The organism is Tenacibaculum amylolyticum, from assembly GCF_964511145.1.
GTDB classification, from domain to species: domain Bacteria; phylum Bacteroidota; class Bacteroidia; order Flavobacteriales; family Flavobacteriaceae; genus Polaribacter; species Polaribacter amylolyticum.
The window spans coordinates 49843-64922 of sequence record NZ_CAZEFZ010000038.1; the positions used below are offsets into that span (position 1 = coordinate 49843).

The 15080-nt window shown below is 31.8% G+C and carries 12 protein-coding genes; 3 read left to right on the top strand and 9 right to left on the bottom strand.

The window, feature by feature from the left end:
* Nucleotides 1-39 precede the first annotated feature (39 nt).
* Nucleotides 40-1308, bottom strand: coding sequence for a S8 family serine peptidase (locus tag ACKTTC_RS12265; RefSeq protein ID WP_408040127.1), 1269 nt, complete (start codon nt 1306-1308; stop codon nt 40-42).
* Between the two features lie 578 nt (nt 1309-1886).
* Between ACKTTC_RS12265 and ACKTTC_RS12270 the strand changes: the two genes are divergently transcribed.
* From ACKTTC_RS12270 to ACKTTC_RS12280, 3 genes are all read left to right on the top strand, one after another.
* Nucleotides 1887-3530: an ABC transporter substrate-binding protein gene (locus ACKTTC_RS12270; protein ID WP_408040128.1), complete on the top strand. Its 1644-nt coding sequence runs from the start codon at nt 1887-1889 to the stop codon at nt 3528-3530.
* Nucleotides 3531-3702: 172 nt separating this feature from the next.
* Nucleotides 3703-6945 carry a M36 family metallopeptidase gene (locus tag ACKTTC_RS12275; RefSeq protein WP_408040129.1) on the top strand — a complete coding sequence of 1081 codons (3243 nt, stop codon included), beginning with the start codon at nt 3703-3705 and terminating at the stop codon, nt 6943-6945.
* Between the two features lie 206 nt (nt 6946-7151).
* The gene (locus tag ACKTTC_RS12280; protein WP_408040130.1) at nt 7152-7520 is read left to right on the top strand and encodes a hypothetical protein; all 369 of its coding nucleotides are present in this window, start codon (nt 7152-7154) and stop codon (nt 7518-7520) included.
* Nucleotides 7521-7565: 45 nt separating this feature from the next.
* Here ACKTTC_RS12280 and ACKTTC_RS12285 read toward each other — a convergent pair whose 3' ends face one another.
* The 8 genes from ACKTTC_RS12285 to ACKTTC_RS12320 all read right to left on the bottom strand — a co-directional run bounded on the left by ACKTTC_RS12285 (nt 7566) and on the right by ACKTTC_RS12320 (nt 15023).
* Complete coding sequence (locus tag ACKTTC_RS12285; protein WP_408040131.1) at nt 7566-8705, bottom strand: geranylgeranyl reductase family protein; 1140 nt, start codon at nt 8703-8705, stop codon at nt 7566-7568.
* 52 nt (nt 8706-8757) lie between these two features.
* Complete coding sequence (locus tag ACKTTC_RS12290) at nt 8758-9783, bottom strand: endonuclease/exonuclease/phosphatase family protein (protein ID WP_408040132.1); 1026 nt, start codon at nt 9781-9783, stop codon at nt 8758-8760.
* Nucleotides 9784-9785: 2 nt separating this feature from the next.
* Complete coding sequence (locus tag ACKTTC_RS12295; protein WP_408040133.1) at nt 9786-10649, bottom strand: rhomboid family intramembrane serine protease; 864 nt, start codon at nt 10647-10649, stop codon at nt 9786-9788.
* Nucleotides 10650-11357 carry a rhomboid family intramembrane serine protease gene (locus tag ACKTTC_RS12300; RefSeq protein WP_408040134.1) on the bottom strand — a complete coding sequence of 236 codons (708 nt, stop codon included), beginning with the start codon at nt 11355-11357 and terminating at the stop codon, nt 10650-10652.
* Nucleotides 11358-11360: 3 nt separating this feature from the next.
* Nucleotides 11361-13241 carry a DNA mismatch repair endonuclease MutL gene (gene mutL / locus ACKTTC_RS12305; protein ID WP_408040135.1) on the bottom strand — a complete coding sequence of 627 codons (1881 nt, stop codon included), beginning with the start codon at nt 13239-13241 and terminating at the stop codon, nt 11361-11363.
* An 8-nt stretch (nt 13242-13249) separates the two neighbouring features.
* Nucleotides 13250-13525, bottom strand: coding sequence for a riboflavin synthase subunit beta (locus tag ACKTTC_RS12310; protein WP_408040136.1), 276 nt, complete (start codon nt 13523-13525; stop codon nt 13250-13252).
* A gap of 165 nt (nt 13526-13690) precedes the next feature.
* Complete coding sequence (gene ribH / locus ACKTTC_RS12315) at nt 13691-14197, bottom strand: 6,7-dimethyl-8-ribityllumazine synthase (protein WP_408040137.1); 507 nt, start codon at nt 14195-14197, stop codon at nt 13691-13693.
* Nucleotides 14198-14237: 40 nt separating this feature from the next.
* Complete coding sequence (locus tag ACKTTC_RS12320; protein WP_408040138.1) at nt 14238-15023, bottom strand: tetratricopeptide repeat protein; 786 nt, start codon at nt 15021-15023, stop codon at nt 14238-14240.
* Between the last annotated feature and the right edge of the window lie 57 nt (nt 15024-15080).

The window sequence follows — 15080 nt, forward strand, 5'->3', positions numbered from 1 at the left end:
GTATAATCTCTAAGTAGAATTCAAAATAACTTTTACTTTCTATCTTACAGCAATAGGATAAGATTCTCCTCTATTAGATACAGAACCAGAAGTTCTTGGTCCACTTCCTCTCGCATGCATAATTCCAGCAACGTGAGGAGAAGCCATAGAAGTACCACTTAATGTAGCATATCCACCATTTAAGTATGTACTATAAACACTGCTTCCAGTTGCAATTACATCAATTGGATTCATGTTGTAGTTAGAGAATGAAGAGAATGAACGATTACAAGTCATAGAAGCAACAGTGTAAATGTTAGTTCCGTTAATACATGCTGGGTCATAAAATGCAGCATTAGCACTACTGTTACCAGCAGCAATTGCTACTAAAGTTCCAGAGTTACCTAAAGATGTTAAAGCACTACGATAAGATGAACTGTTAGAACAACCAGAACCAAAGTAACCACCTAAACTTAAGTTAGCCACATCACCAGGAATATCATATGTTCCTACATGGTTAATACCTGCAAGTATTGTTGAAGTTGCAGATCCTCCACTACAACCAAATACTCTTACAGGAACTACACTAGCACCAGCAGATACACCAACTACACCAATACCATTGTCAATTGCAGCAGCAGTACCAGCAACGTGAGTTCCGTGTCCGTTACAATCGTTTGCACTTCCACCTACAAAAGATCTAGCATAAGTAGAGTTAGTAACTACATTAAGGTCTGGGTGATCTAAATCAATTCCACTGTCAATAACCCAAATCCATTGATTTTTACCAGCTCCGTTAGTAGCACCACCAGCTCTAGAAATACCACAAGGTGTTTGTTGTGCCATTCTTTGTGCTTCGCTACTCTTAACAGTTCCTTCAATGTCAAACTTTGGAAGCTCAATAATCCTATCATGCTCGATAATTGCAACATTTGGATCTTTAGCTAATGCTTGGAATTGACTATCAGTTAACTTAATTGCCATTCCTGAGATCTTTGTAGTGTAATAAGTTAAAACATTATTTGGGTCTAAATTATTATTACTTAACACTCTATTCATTTTCTGAATAGAAACCTGAGATAAATCTCTAACAGATTTAGCTTTAGCATCTCTGCTAGTAAATGCTGTCTTAGATAAGGTGATTGAGGTTGGAGCAACTTTACTCTCTTTGAAAACAACAATATATTGCCCTGGTATAATATTACCATCATTGGCTGTTGCTTCAATGTTAGGTTGAACATTGTTCCCATCATTACTCTCATTTTGACAAGAGGTAATGAACAGTGCCACAGTTAAGGCACTCAAAGTTAATTTGATTAAATTTTTCATGGTTGATTAATTTTAATTTGCTCAAATTTAGAAATTTAGAAATGAAAAAAAACTTGGCGAACTTTGATTAATTGTTTGTAAAACAGGTAAATATAAGGCTCTTTTTAGACCAGTTATTTATTGTAAAGCAACTATGTAGCAATAGTAAAATAAAGGAAAAGAAGCATTTTTGTAAATTGAAAAATTGAGTGTTTTGCAGTCTAAAACGAAGCTATTTATCTTAACATTAATTAACTTAAATTAACATAACTTTAACTTAATTGGATTGATTTTGAAGAGGGGTTTTAGTGGTGTGAATAGTTTTTTATTGTGTTATTTTTTATTTGAGGTGTGTTTTTGTGTTTAAAATTTATTTTTTTAACAAATAATAGTGTTTTTGTTTTAAATATTTAACTTTTTATGTTTTTGTTGATGAAATGTTAATTTTAGCTATTTTTCTTTACCCAATTTTGTTTTTTAGTGTTCAGTTTTGTATGAACCAATACTTTAGATAAACTTGTATTCTAGCGAAGGAAAGAAGACCTAGATAGTTATTTACCATTATATTTACACTTCATTAGTTTTTAAGATAGATAAACATGAATAAAAGAACTTACCATGGTCAAATTAAAGTTAGAAGAGCCTTATATTTTAAAGTGACGATGTTTTGTTTTGGTTTTATAATCATGTCTTGTACTAGAAACAAATCAAAATTTAAGGAAAATCAAGTTTTTAAATATAATGAACACGCTAATATAACTTCTCTAGATCCAGCTTTTGCAAGAGACCAAAGAAACATTTGGGCTACCAATCAATTATATAATGGTTTGGTACAATTAGATGATAGCCTGCGTATACAACCAGATGTAGCTAAAAGATGGGAAATTTCAGAAGACGGAACATTATATACATTTTACCTGAGAGATGATGTATTTTTTCATTCAAATAAAGTGTTTGGAACACAAAAAACAAGAAAAGTAAATGCGAAAGATTTTGAGTATTCATTGAACAGATTGCAAGACAAAAAAGTAGCGTCACCAGGAGGTTGGGTATTGCAAAATGTTGAATATTTAAAAGCAAAGAATGATTCTGTTTTTTCTATTAAATTAAAACAACCATTTCCACCCTTTTTAGGATTATTGACAATGAAGTATTGTTCAGTAATACCAAAAGAAGGAATAACACATTTTGGAAAGGAATTTAGAGCAAATCCAATAGGAACTGGCCCTTTTGAATTTAAATTATGGGTTGAGAATACAAAATTGGTATTTAGGAAAAATCCATTGTATTTTGAGAAAGATACTGCTGGAGTACAATTACCATATTTAGAAGCCGTAGCCATTACATTTTTACCCGATAAACAAAGTGAGTTTTTACAATTTATCCAAGGGAATTTAGATTTTATGAAAAGTTTAGATGCTTCTTATAAAGATGAAATCTTATCTACTGAAGGTACATTGCAACCTAAGTATGAAGGAAAAATACATATGGAAACTGGACCTTATTTAAATACAGAATACTTAGGTATTTATTTAGATGTTGCTAAAGACTATCCAACAAAATCAAAATTAATTCGTCAGGCAATCAATTATGGATTCGATCGTGTAAAAATGGTACAATTCTTAAGAAATAATATAGGAACACCAGCGGTTAATGGTTTTATTCCTATTGGTTTGCCATCTTTTACAAATCAACAAGGATACTCTTACCAACCTGAAAAAGCAAGGAAGTTGATAGAGCGTTTTAAAGAAGATACAAAGATGTCTGAAGTAGCTATTACAATAACTACAAATGGAAATTATTTGGATTTATGTGAGTTCATACAAAGAGAATTACAAAATATAGGGCTGCAAGTAACAATAGATGTAGTTCCACCTTCTACACTTCGCCAAGGTAAAGCAAATGGTAAACTGCCTATTTTTAGAGCTAGCTGGATAGCAGATTATCCAGATGCTGAAAACTATTTATCGCTTTTTTACAGTAAGAATTTTACGCCAAACGGACCTAACTACACACATTTTAAAAATGAACTATTTGACAGTTTATACGAACAGTCTATTAAGGAAGTTGTAACTGAAAAAAGGCACGAACTATATCGTAGAATGGATAGTATTTTAATTGCTGAAGCGCCTGTTGTGCCTTTGTATTATGATAAAGTAATAAGGTTTACTCAAAAGAATGTGGAAGGTTTAAAAATGAACCCAATTAGCATGTTGAGTTTGAAAAAGGTATTTAAGAAATAATAGTTAATTTTTTGAAATAAATGTTTTGTTTTTCTTAAAATTTGTTTAAAAAAATAAAATAAAACTCAAAATAAAACAATATTTACTTATTTGTTGATTTTTTTAGTTAATTATTTGTTGATTTTATAATTCTTTAACTTTAAAACAAGAAACCCATTAAAATCAATCAATTATGAAAAAAATCTATGTGCTCATAGCAGTATTTCTGCTATGCCAGACGAGTTTTTCTCAAACAAAATCAACCAAAGATTTATCAGTAATTCAAGAACACTTTAAGAATTTAAAACAAAAAAGTGAAAAATCTTCAAACGACTTTTCTGAATGGAAAGTGATAAGTGAGGCCTCCTCGCTTAAAAAAGGTTTAACGCACTATTACATTACACAATATTATAAAGGAATTCCTATTGTAAATGGAACTTATAATATGTCGGTGTTAAATAATAAAGTGAATTTTGAGTTAAATCAATTCGTATCTGATGTAGAATCTAAAGTAGCTGCAGCTAGAGCAGGAAGCGCTCCTGTGACATCAGCAATTAATGCAGTAATTAAAAAACACAACTTAACAGGAGTTCCGCGTTTAAACAGTACCGCTAAAAAATCTGAAAGTGGAGACGACGTGTTAGAATTCCACAACTCTGGAATTACAGAAGACAATGAACCAATTAAGGCTCAAAAAGTATACTTATTACATGAAGATAAGTTAAAACTTTGCTGGAATATTACGTTATACGAGCAAGGTGGTGCTAACTGGTGGAATAGCTTTGTAGATATGAATACAAATACAGTTATTGCTGAAGATAACTGGGTTATTTCATGTAATTTCGGAGAAATTACACATACACATGTAAAAGGAGAATCACATCACGAGGAGGAAGCAAGAATTCCTCATGCGAATGCTTCATTTGCTCCAGATTCATATAATGTGTATGCAATGCCTTTAATAAATCCAGACGATGGAGGAAGATCTATTGTAACAAACCCATCAAATGCAACAGCTTCTCCTTATGGATGGCATGACACAAATGGTGCAAATGGTGCAGAATTTACTATTACAAGAGGTAATAATGTATGGGCGCAAGAAGATACAAACGGAAATAATGGAACAGGAGCTTCACCAGATGGAGGAGCTAGTTTAGATTTTAATTTCCCTGTAAATTTAAGCCAAGCACCAAGTGCCTATCAAGATGCTTCTACTACAAATTTATTTTACTGGAATAATATCATGCATGATGTATGGTACCAATATGGTTTTGACGAAGCAAGTGGAAATTTTCAAGAAAATAACTACGGAAAAGGTGGTACAGGCAGCGATTCTGTAAATGCAGATTCTCAAGATGGAAGTAGAACAAATAATGCTACTTTTGGTACACCACCAGATGGTAGTAATCCAAGAATGTCAATGTTTTTATGGACATTAACAAACCCAGGAAGAGATGGTTCTTTTGATAATGTTATCATTGCTCATGAATACGGACATGGAATTTCTACACGTCTAGTGGGAGGTAGAAATAGAAATGCTTTAGGAGGTTCAGAACAAATGGGAGAAGGTTGGTCTGACTGGTTTGGACTAATGTTAACCATGAAAGCTGGAGACAAAGGAACTGATGGTAGAGGTGTAGGAACTTATGTTTTAGGTCAAGGTTTAGATGGAAAAGGAATTAGACCTACAGTATATTCTACAAATAAATCTGTGAATGGTACAGACTATGCAGATATTAATAATTTAGCTGTTCCTCATGGTGTTGGATATGCATTTGCAACTATTTTATGGGATTTAACTTGGTTATTAATAGACCAAGAAGGTTTTGATCCTGATTTTTATAATGGAACTGGAGGTAACAATATTGCGATGGCATTAGTTATTGAAGGATTAAAAAACACAGCAGACAATCCAGGTTTTGTTTCTGGACGTGATGGAATTTTACAGGCAGACCAAGATTTATATGGAGGACAATACAAATGTTTAATTTGGAAAGCATTTGCAGAAAGAGGAGTAGGAGAAGGAGCAGATGAAAATAATAATGGAGGATCGAATGGTAAAACAGATCAAACAGTTTCATTTACAAATCCTTGTGATGGAGGAAATCCTGGAGGAGAAAATTGTACTGGAGATGTGGCGTCATTCCCTTATAGTGAAAGTTTTGAGACAAACTTAGGAGATTGGAAAAATACAACTTCTGGAGATAATATAGACTTTACTAGAAATTCTGGAGGAACACCTTCTAATAATACAGGACCAAGTGCAGCAGCAGATGGTAGCACTTATGTGTATGTTGAAGCTTCTGGAGGAAATCATCCAAATAAACGTGCATTATTAAACTCTCCATGTTTCAACTTTACGAATTTAACGAGCCCTACATTGACATTTAAATATCATATGTTTGGACAATATATTAATACATTAACAGTAGAAGCGAGAACTAATAATGATGGAGCTTGGACTTCTGTATTTACACAATCTGGAGATAAAGGAGATCAGTGGAATGATGCAAATGTAGATTTATCTGCTTATGCAGGTGAAGGAAGCGTACAGTTACGATTTAACGTAGTAACAGGTTTAGGAAATAGTGGATGGCAAAGTGATATTGCTATAGATGCAGTTGGTGTTTCAAATGGAGGAGGTACTGACCCAGATCCAGATCCGGACCCAGACCCATGTACAGCTTTAAACTTTAACGATTTTACAATTAATGCATTCTCTAATCAAGATGCGTCAGGAGATTTCTCTATAGGGAATTCAGGAGCTTCTTTAACGTTAACAAATAATACTTGGAAGTATATTGCAATGAACTATACTGTAACAGCTAATACAGTAATAGAATTTGAATTTAGCAGTACTTCAGAAGGAGAAATTCACGGAATCGGATTTGAAGATGATAATACATTAACGTCGAGTAGATATTTCAAAGTACATGGTACTCAAAATTACGGAGTAACAAACTTTGATAATTATACAAGTGGAACCACTACTTATGTAATTCCAGTTGGAAGTTCGTATACAGGTAATATGGATCGATTGGTATTTATTAATGATAATGATTCAGGATCTGGTAATAATTCAACATTCTCAAATGTTAAGATTTATGAAGGATCTTGTGGTACTTCTTCTGTACAATTAGCAGATTTCGGAACACGTTTAGATGTATTAGGGGATGAAGATGAAGATATATTAAAAGCGATTACATTGGCTCCAAATCCAGTTAAAAAAGGAGCTACGTTAAGGTTATTAGGCCCAGGTAAGAGTTTGTCTAATACTTCATATAGTGTCTTAAACATGCTAGGTCAAGTTTTAGAGCAAGGAAAACTTTCAGATAATAAACGAGTAATTAATGTAAATCGTTTTGATTCAGGAGTATATATTTTAAGACTAGAAAACGAGTATACAAAAACAACAAAACGCTTTATTATAGAGTAGGGAAGAGTTGTTTTCGTTACATAAAAAGAAGAGAAATTTAAAAACCTCTTAAGGCTTGAAAGAGTCTTAAGGGGTTTTTTACTATTATTCTTATGCTGAAATACTGTGCTTTAAAGGTTGATTTTTAGTGTTTAAAGGATTTTTTTAACTGTGCTAAAGAATAGTTGTGCATCTTTAAAGTAATTAACCTATTAAAACAAGTAATCATGGGATTTTACGGTAAACAACCAGTAACAAAAGAAAAGTGTTCAGCTGTATATGTATGGACAGGATTAAGAACTCCAGGTTTTTTCAGCGTGTATGTTGAAGGAGATGCTCAAAACTATTCGTATGGATTTGATTTAGTAAGAGACAGTCATTTTGTAGGTGGTTTAAAAATTAATGCAATGGGTTGGACAGGGCCTATTGGCGAAGGAAAAACACCTTATAAAGTACATGGAACTTTTGAAGGACAATATAGAAGCGAAATAGTAATTTCAGGTTCTAATGGTAATTTTACAATTCCAGTCAAAGAAATTCCTCACGATGAAGTGGAGGACTATGTGAAGTCTAAAAATGCAGCTTTACAAAGCTAATTTAAAAAACAAAACCGTTTGACATCTCAAACGGTTTTTTAGTTTTTAAAAAACTAATTCTTTTATTTTTTGAGTAATGGCTTGTTTTATATCTGTAGGATAAGAACGGTCTCCATGAAAAATATCTGCCATGGCATCGCTAAAGCGTTGGCCATATTTTTTTAACATGATATTGCGTATTGTTTTTTGCTCATAAAACCATTTAGCTAACCATAAACCAGTCTTTATTTCAGGAAGCATTCGTTCATTTAGTTTGTCTAAATAAAGTGTTTTAGCTTTTTCTAACTGTAATTCACTTTCGCTAATAGCTTCTGCAACTAAAACACCACTATAAATTGCATTTGAAATTCCTTCAGCAGTAATAGGATCCGCAAAACCAGCTGCATCACCGATTAAAAAAACATTGTTTTTTACAAAACCATCTGTTCTAGGGGCAATTGGAATTTGAAATCCGTGTTGAGATTCTTTTAAAATAGTCGTAATACCAATAGTTTTAAGGTATTCTTGATAGTATTTTTTTAAGTTGATTCTCGTCTTTTTAGTTGAAGCTACACCAACTGATAAATGATTTTTTTTAGGGAAGTTCCAAGCGTAGCCATATGGTATTGCATCAATATCAAAACGTACTTGATCTTTCAATCTGTTAAAATCTTCTTCAGGTACTTCAATTTCATATTCTAGTGCAGGAATTAACTTTCTAGTTTCTTTATTCCATCCAGCCATTTTAGCTGTTGGGCTTAAAGCACCATCTGCAGCAACTACAAAATTTGCAGAGATTTGAGTTTTGTCAGTAGTTAGTATTGCTTGTTCTTTGTCAAAAGAAATATCAATAAGCTTATTGCCTTCTAATAATGTAATACCTTGTTTTTTTGCTTCCTCTACAATTAAATGATCAAACGAATCACGCATAATCATTGTAATAGTAGGTTCTTCTCTGGTTGTTTGAAAATGAAGTGTATTTCCTAGATAAACATCTACTGTGTGAAATTCACGTTCTACAACATTACTAATATCAAAAGGAAGGTTTTTACGTCCTCTGTAAACAAAACCACCGCCGCAAGTTTTATATCTGGGAAGTGTTTCTTTTTCAATTATAACTGTAGATACTCCTTTTTTTGCTAAATGAAAAGCAGTTGAAGCTCCTGAGGGACCACTACCAATTACAGCTACATCAAAATGTGTCATGAAAATTCGAAGTTATATGGTTAATAATTAATCTAATCCATTGCTAATATAACTATTCGAAATTGATTCTAGACATGATAGGATAATGGTCTGAAAGTTTTTCTGAGTAGGTTTTAAAATTGTGTATTTTAGTTTTTGTGTCAGTAAGAATAAAGTCGATTCGTACAGGGAAAAAATAGTTATATGATTTCCCAAAATTAATACCAGCAACATTAAAAGCATCTTTTTTGTTTTTTGCAAGTTGCCTGTAAACCCAAGAGAAAGCAGTGTTATTAAAATCGCCGCAAATTACTTTTTTTCCTTTCCAGGTTGTTTCATGTTTTAAAAATTGTTCTACCTGATTTGCTTGTTGTATAAAACCTCTTTTTAGTCTACCAATTAGTTTTTCAGAATTAGCTTCTCCAAAATTTTCTTTTTGCGGATTTAATTTTAAAGATTGTAGATGTAGATTATAAATACGTATAGTATCTTTTCCTTTTACAATATCAATAAAAATAGCATTGTTAGCACTGTTTTTAAAGTTTAAAGAACCTTTATTTATAATCTTATACTTCGAGAATAAAGCTAAGCCAAAATTGTTTTTTTTAGATTTAGGCGCGAAATAATGATACGGATATTTCAGTTGTGTATCTTTCGAGTGGTAGTACTCTTGAATAGCTAGGATATCTGGATCTTTATCTTTTATAAATTGAATAATTTTTTCTCCAATACCCTCTTCCTCTGTCCATTTGTACACGTTAAACATACGTACATTATAACTCATAATTTTTACATCAGAGTTTAATGCAATATTTTTCTTTGTAAACTTTAAAAGTGGAGGGAAAAATAACCAACCAATAAGCAATACAATTCCAGAAAGGATAAAGTATTTCTTTAGTTTAATTACCCAATACAATAAAAAAGCAAAATTCACAAAAATTAGAAAAGGGACGGCCAAACTAGCAACAGAAAAAACAGGAACTGTTTTTGGCGAAACAAAAGATAAAAAATAAGACAGCAGTAATGTTGCTGCAAATATGGAATTTACAAAATAAAGTAACTTATTTAAAAAACTATTTTTCTTCTGATGTCGAGACATTCTTATTGCTTCCCCTGTTTAAATAAAAATTCTTTTTCCTCTTTTGTAAGAGCATCGTAGCCAGACTTTCCAATTTTATCTAAAATACTGTCTACTTTTTGTTGATCGTACGATTTATGTTTGTATGGACCTTTTTTAGGGGAAGGGTTATTAGACTTGTATACTGTTTTTAGTTTTTTCTCTTTTTTGCTAAATAGATTTTGAAATGGTTTAAATAAATCTAGTTCTTTATTGCTAGCATTTTGTACATATAGAAAACCAAATAAAGCACCACCAAGATGTGCCAACAATCCACCCGCATTTCCAGAAGTAGGAATTCTAATAAGATCGAAAAGCACCCAAAAAGCAGCTAAATGCCACAATTTTACAAAACCAATTAATGGAATTTTAATTTGATAATTAGGAATGTAAGTTGCAATTCCAATAAATATTGCAGAAATTCCTGCTGAAGCTCCTAATAAAATGCTAAAGTTCTTTTGAGGAACAAACGAAGGGATAAAATTATAACTTAATAAAAAGATTACACCTCCAAAAAAAGTACCGAACAAATAAAAATTAAGTAGTTGTTTGGCAGTAAAATATTGTTTGAATAAATAACCAATATAGTATAAGGCTATTAAATTCATTAGTATATGAATGAAATCTGTATGCAGAAAACCATAGGTAAAAATAGTCCATGGTTTATAAACAAACTCAGAAAAACTAGCAGGTAATGCCAGCCATTTTACCAAAATATTAGAATTGGTAAGGAATTTGAAAATACTAGCTAAAAAAACAAGTATAAAAACCCCAACATTAATATAGATGAGTTTTTCTACTATTCCAGCATTTCTAAACCGTTGTTTTAAGTTATGTATAGATTCCATTTAATTAATTCTAAACTGATTTTTTTTCCAATACCACGCAATAATAAAGCCAATTAAAGCACCACCTATATGAGCGAAATGAGCAATATTTCCAATTGAATATTTCGTTACTCCAAAGAATAAGTCTCCAAAAATAATTAACGGGATAAAATATTTTGCAGCAACAGGTACTGGGAAGAATATAAGTGCAAGTTTAGCATTAGGAAATGCCATTCCAAATGCAACTAAAACTCCATAAACAGCACCAGATGCACCAACAGCAGGAGTGTTGTATAATGCGTTTACTGTTTGTAGGTTAACGTCTTTATATACTTTAGTCGGATCTAATAACTCAAATACTTCATTTTTTGTAATACCAGATTCAAGTAAAATATTTAAAGCTGAATTGAATTGGTAATAGTTTACCAATGTATAAATAAGACCAGCTCCAATACCAGCCGAGAAGTAAAAGAATATAAATTTATTTCGTCCCCACATTTGTTCTAAAGGAGTACCAAAAGCCCATAAAGCATACATATTAAAAAGTAAATGATACGGACCACCGTGCATAAACATGTGAGTAACATATTGCCATATGCCAAAATGCTCGTTTTTAGGGAAATGTAATGCAAATATATTTGTTAAATCCATTCCCATTAATTGAGGAACGAAATACATGATTACATTAATAATAATAAGATGTTTTATTGCGGCTGTTAATCGTTGCATAACTTACTTGCTAAAAATGGTGTCTATTTCTTGTAAAGTTAAGGTTTTAAAGGTTGCTTTTCCTAGAGGAGAAACACTTGGTTCTTTACAAGAAAATAAATTATTTACGAGTGTTTCTTGTTCTTTTTCAGATAAAACAGTTCCTGTTTTTATAGCCAATGATTTCGCAAAAGATTTAGCCATTACGTCAAAATGACTAAAACTTGTATCAGGAACTTCTAGTTTCATATCGTCTAGTAATTGCTCTAAAATCAATGTGATTTGGCTCTCAGAAATAGCAATTGGAATTCCACCAATAGTTATACTATCTTTTGTGAATTCATTAAAAACAAACCCTGTACTTTCTAAGTCAGATTTCATTCCATAAATCATTTCAATATCTGTAGAAGAGAAAGAAATATTTATAGGGAATAGTAATTGCTGACTATTAGCTTCTTTAACGGTAATGTTTTCTAAATATTCTTCATATAAAACACGTTGATGTGCTAAAGTTTGATGAATAAGTACTACTCCTGATTTTATAGAGCTTAAAATATATTTTTTTTGAATCTGAAATGTTTTTCCAGTTTCAGTTTCTTGAGTACTTTCAAAAAGTTGTCCTTGAGAAACAGATGTATCTTCTATTGGTTCTATATTTGAATACAAAGACTCCCAACTTCCAGCATCTTTTTTATAATCGTGTTTATAAGATGATTTGCTTGGAGTAGAGAAAGAAGTAGAGGTGCTAGCTGTACTTTTTTTCTCATAGGTATGTTGTGATTCTGTCGGTTCCGTTTTAAAAGGATTAAAAGTTGGGTCTACTGTAATTGTAGGAGAAGACATAGACGATTTATCCTTAAATTCATAAGGTGTGTCTAAAGTTGCGTCTCTATTAAAATCTAATACAGGAGCTACATTGTATTGACCTAAACTATGTTTTACAGTGGCTCTTATAATTGCATATAAAGCCTTTTCGTTATCAAATTTAACTTCCGTTTTTGTAGGATGAATATTAATATCGATACTATTAGGTGGCACTTCAAAATAAATGAAATACGTAGGGTGCGCTCCTTGTTCTAGTAAACCTTCAAAAGCACTATTTACAGCATGATTTAGATACGAACTTTTAATAAATCGATCGTTTACAAAGAAAAATTGTTCTCCTCTTTTCTTTTTTGCATATTCAGGTTTAGCTATAAAACCGCGTATAGTAATAATGTCGGTTTGTTCTTCTATTGGAACCAATTTTTCATTCGTTCTATTTCCAAAAATAGCAACAATTCGTTTACGTAAATTGCTGTTTTTTAAATGATATACTTCATTTCCATTATGGTGTAATGAAAAAGAAATATTTGGATGTGCTAAAGCAACTCTTTGAAATTCATCAATAATATGACGTGTTTCGACAGTGTCGGATTTTAAAAAGTTTCTTCTAGCGGGAATATTATAGAATAAGTTTTTTACAGCAATACTAGTTCCTTTTGCTGTAGATACAATATCTTGAGATACAACAGTACTACCTTCTATTTTTATTGCAGTGCCCAATTCTTCATTGTCTTGTCTTGTTTTAAGTTCTACATGAGCAATGGCAGCAATAGAAGCTAAGGCTTCTCCGCGAAAACCTTTGGTGCTTAAATTGAATAAATCTTCAGCATCTTTAATTTTTGAAGTAGCATGTCTTTCGAAACACAAACGAGCGTCTGTTGCGCTCATTCCTTTTCCGTTATCGATTACTTGTATTAATGTTTTTCCTGCGTCTTTAAGTAATAAAGTAATTACAGAAGCACCTGCATCAATTGCATTTTCTAATAATTCTTTAACTACCGAAGCAGGACGTTGTACAACTTCACCTGCTGCTATTTGATTAGCAACATGATCGGGAAGTAATTGAATAATATCTGACATTAATTATTTTATTGTAAAAATATTGATAGGTCAAAATCGATCAAATACAGGAAAATTAGCGTTAAAATAATGGTAATAATTACAATAGTTTTGTTAAATCCACCATATTCAGAAGACTTAAATTCATTAAGTGCATTTTTGAATTTTTGCTTCATGGATGTTCGTTTCCCTACTGTAGTTCTGAATTCATCAAATTTATGCTTTAACTCGTAAGGATTCCCTTCTCCTTTGTAATAACGAGGCTTGTATTCGAACTTTTTATTTTCTCTTTTTAAAATACCCATAACTGTTCTTTGTCATTTTTTATATGAGGTCAAAAATCAGACCAAAAAACCACCATCAAAATTACGGAATAAATGATAAGCTATCAAGTAAGTTGTTTGTAAATTAAAAAAGTCAAGAATATTACATCTTGACTTTTACGATTATATATGTAACTAAGTGTATAATTAAAAACCTACACTATTGGTATTGCGTCCAATATTTTTTAAAGCGGCCATTTTTACAGCAGCTACAGCACATTCTATACCTTTGTTTCCATGTTTTCCACCAGAACGATCTATAGATTGTTGTTTTGTATTATCTGTTAATACACAAAAAATAACAGGAACATCATGTTTAATGTTTAAGTCTACAATTCCTTGTGTAACACCTTCACATACAAAATCAAAATGTTTAGTTTCTCCTTGTATTACATTTCCAATTGCAATAATTGCATCTAGTTTTTCAGTAGCAATCATTTTTTTGCATCCGTATATTAGTTCAAAACTACCAGGAACATCCCAAGAAATAATATTTTCTTTTAGAGCTCCACAGTCTAAAAGTGTTTCGATAGCACCTTTATGAAGATTTTGCGTAATATCTGGATTCCATTCAGAAACAACAATCCCAAATCGAAAGTCCTTCGCATTTGGGATTGTGTTTTTATCGTAATATGATAAATTTGTTGTTGCCATTATTGTTTAGCTTTCAGTTGTTTGAATAACTGTTAACTTACTATTGTGCATATTTTGCACTGTTGATATACTTATCAATATTTCTACCAATTTGAGTGGTAGCGTAGTTATCTTTAATTTGTGTAAATAAGCTTTCTGCTTTACTAAACTCATTTAATTGCATTGCAGTTTGACCCGCTTTAAATAAGAATAAAGGAGTTGTAAAATCATTAGCTTGTTTATTAGCAGCCTTTTCGTAGTAGTCAAGAGCATCTTTTGGTTGATTAATATCAGCAAAAGCATCTCCAATAGCTCCTAAAGCAGTAGGTCCTAATAATTCATCATCTGAGCTAAATTTACTTAGGTATTCGATAGCTTCTTTGTAATTCTTCATTTTTAAATATGAAATACCTGCGTAGTAATTTGCAATATTTCCAGCTTTAGTTCCACTAAACGTAGAAGCAATATCTAAAAATCCGTATTTACCATCACCACCTTCAAGACCTAAAGTATATAAGCTGTCTGCTTTTACACCTGCAGCAGTTTCTGCTTGGTCAAAAAATGTTCTTGGGTAAGCTAATTCATTTGAAGCTTCGATTTCAGTTGGCTCTGCAATGAATTTAGTGTATAGTAAATATGCTAGAATTAAACCAGCTATAGCAACTAAACCATAAAATAAAGGTCTGCTATTTTTCTCGATCCATTGCTCAGATTTGTTAGCTGCTTCGTCTAATCCGTCAAAGGCTTTTGCTACATCACTTTGAGACTCATCAAATGTTTCTTCGATAGCTTCTTCTACAACCTTTTCTTTCTTAGGTTTATATCCTCTCTTTTTATATGTTGCCATAGTTCTTATAAAATTAGTGGCGCAAAAATAGTTTTTTTAATTGGATTTTAAAAGCCG

What these genes read in the sequence shown, in the direction of transcription:
- ACKTTC_RS12265 (WP_408040127.1), bottom strand. Translation starts at nt 1,308, where the DNA reads ATGAAAAATTTAATCAAATTAACTTTGAGTGCCTTAACTGTGGCACTG.
- ACKTTC_RS12270 (WP_408040128.1), top strand. Translation starts at nt 1,887, where the DNA reads ATGAATAAAAGAACTTACCATGGTCAAATTAAAGTTAGAAGAGCCTTA.
- ACKTTC_RS12275 (WP_408040129.1), top strand. Translation starts at nt 3,703, where the DNA reads ATGAAAAAAATCTATGTGCTCATAGCAGTATTTCTGCTATGCCAGACG.
- ACKTTC_RS12280 (WP_408040130.1), top strand. Translation starts at nt 7,152, where the DNA reads ATGGGATTTTACGGTAAACAACCAGTAACAAAAGAAAAGTGTTCAGCT.
- ACKTTC_RS12285 (WP_408040131.1), bottom strand. Translation starts at nt 8,705, where the DNA reads ATGACACATTTTGATGTAGCTGTAATTGGTAGTGGTCCCTCAGGAGCT.
- ACKTTC_RS12290 (WP_408040132.1), bottom strand. Translation starts at nt 9,783, where the DNA reads ATGTCTCGACATCAGAAGAAAAATAGTTTTTTAAATAAGTTACTTTAT.
- ACKTTC_RS12295 (WP_408040133.1), bottom strand. Translation starts at nt 10,649, where the DNA reads ATGGAATCTATACATAACTTAAAACAACGGTTTAGAAATGCTGGAATA.
- ACKTTC_RS12300 (WP_408040134.1), bottom strand. Translation starts at nt 11,357, where the DNA reads ATGCAACGATTAACAGCCGCAATAAAACATCTTATTATTATTAATGTA.
- mutL (WP_408040135.1), bottom strand. Translation starts at nt 13,241, where the DNA reads ATGTCAGATATTATTCAATTACTTCCCGATCATGTTGCTAATCAAATA.
- ACKTTC_RS12310 (WP_408040136.1), bottom strand. Translation starts at nt 13,525, where the DNA reads ATGGGTATTTTAAAAAGAGAAAATAAAAAGTTCGAATACAAGCCTCGT.
- ribH (WP_408040137.1), bottom strand. Translation starts at nt 14,197, where the DNA reads ATGGCAACAACAAATTTATCATATTACGATAAAAACACAATCCCAAAT.
- ACKTTC_RS12320 (WP_408040138.1), bottom strand. Translation starts at nt 15,023, where the DNA reads ATGGCAACATATAAAAAGAGAGGATATAAACCTAAGAAAGAAAAGGTT.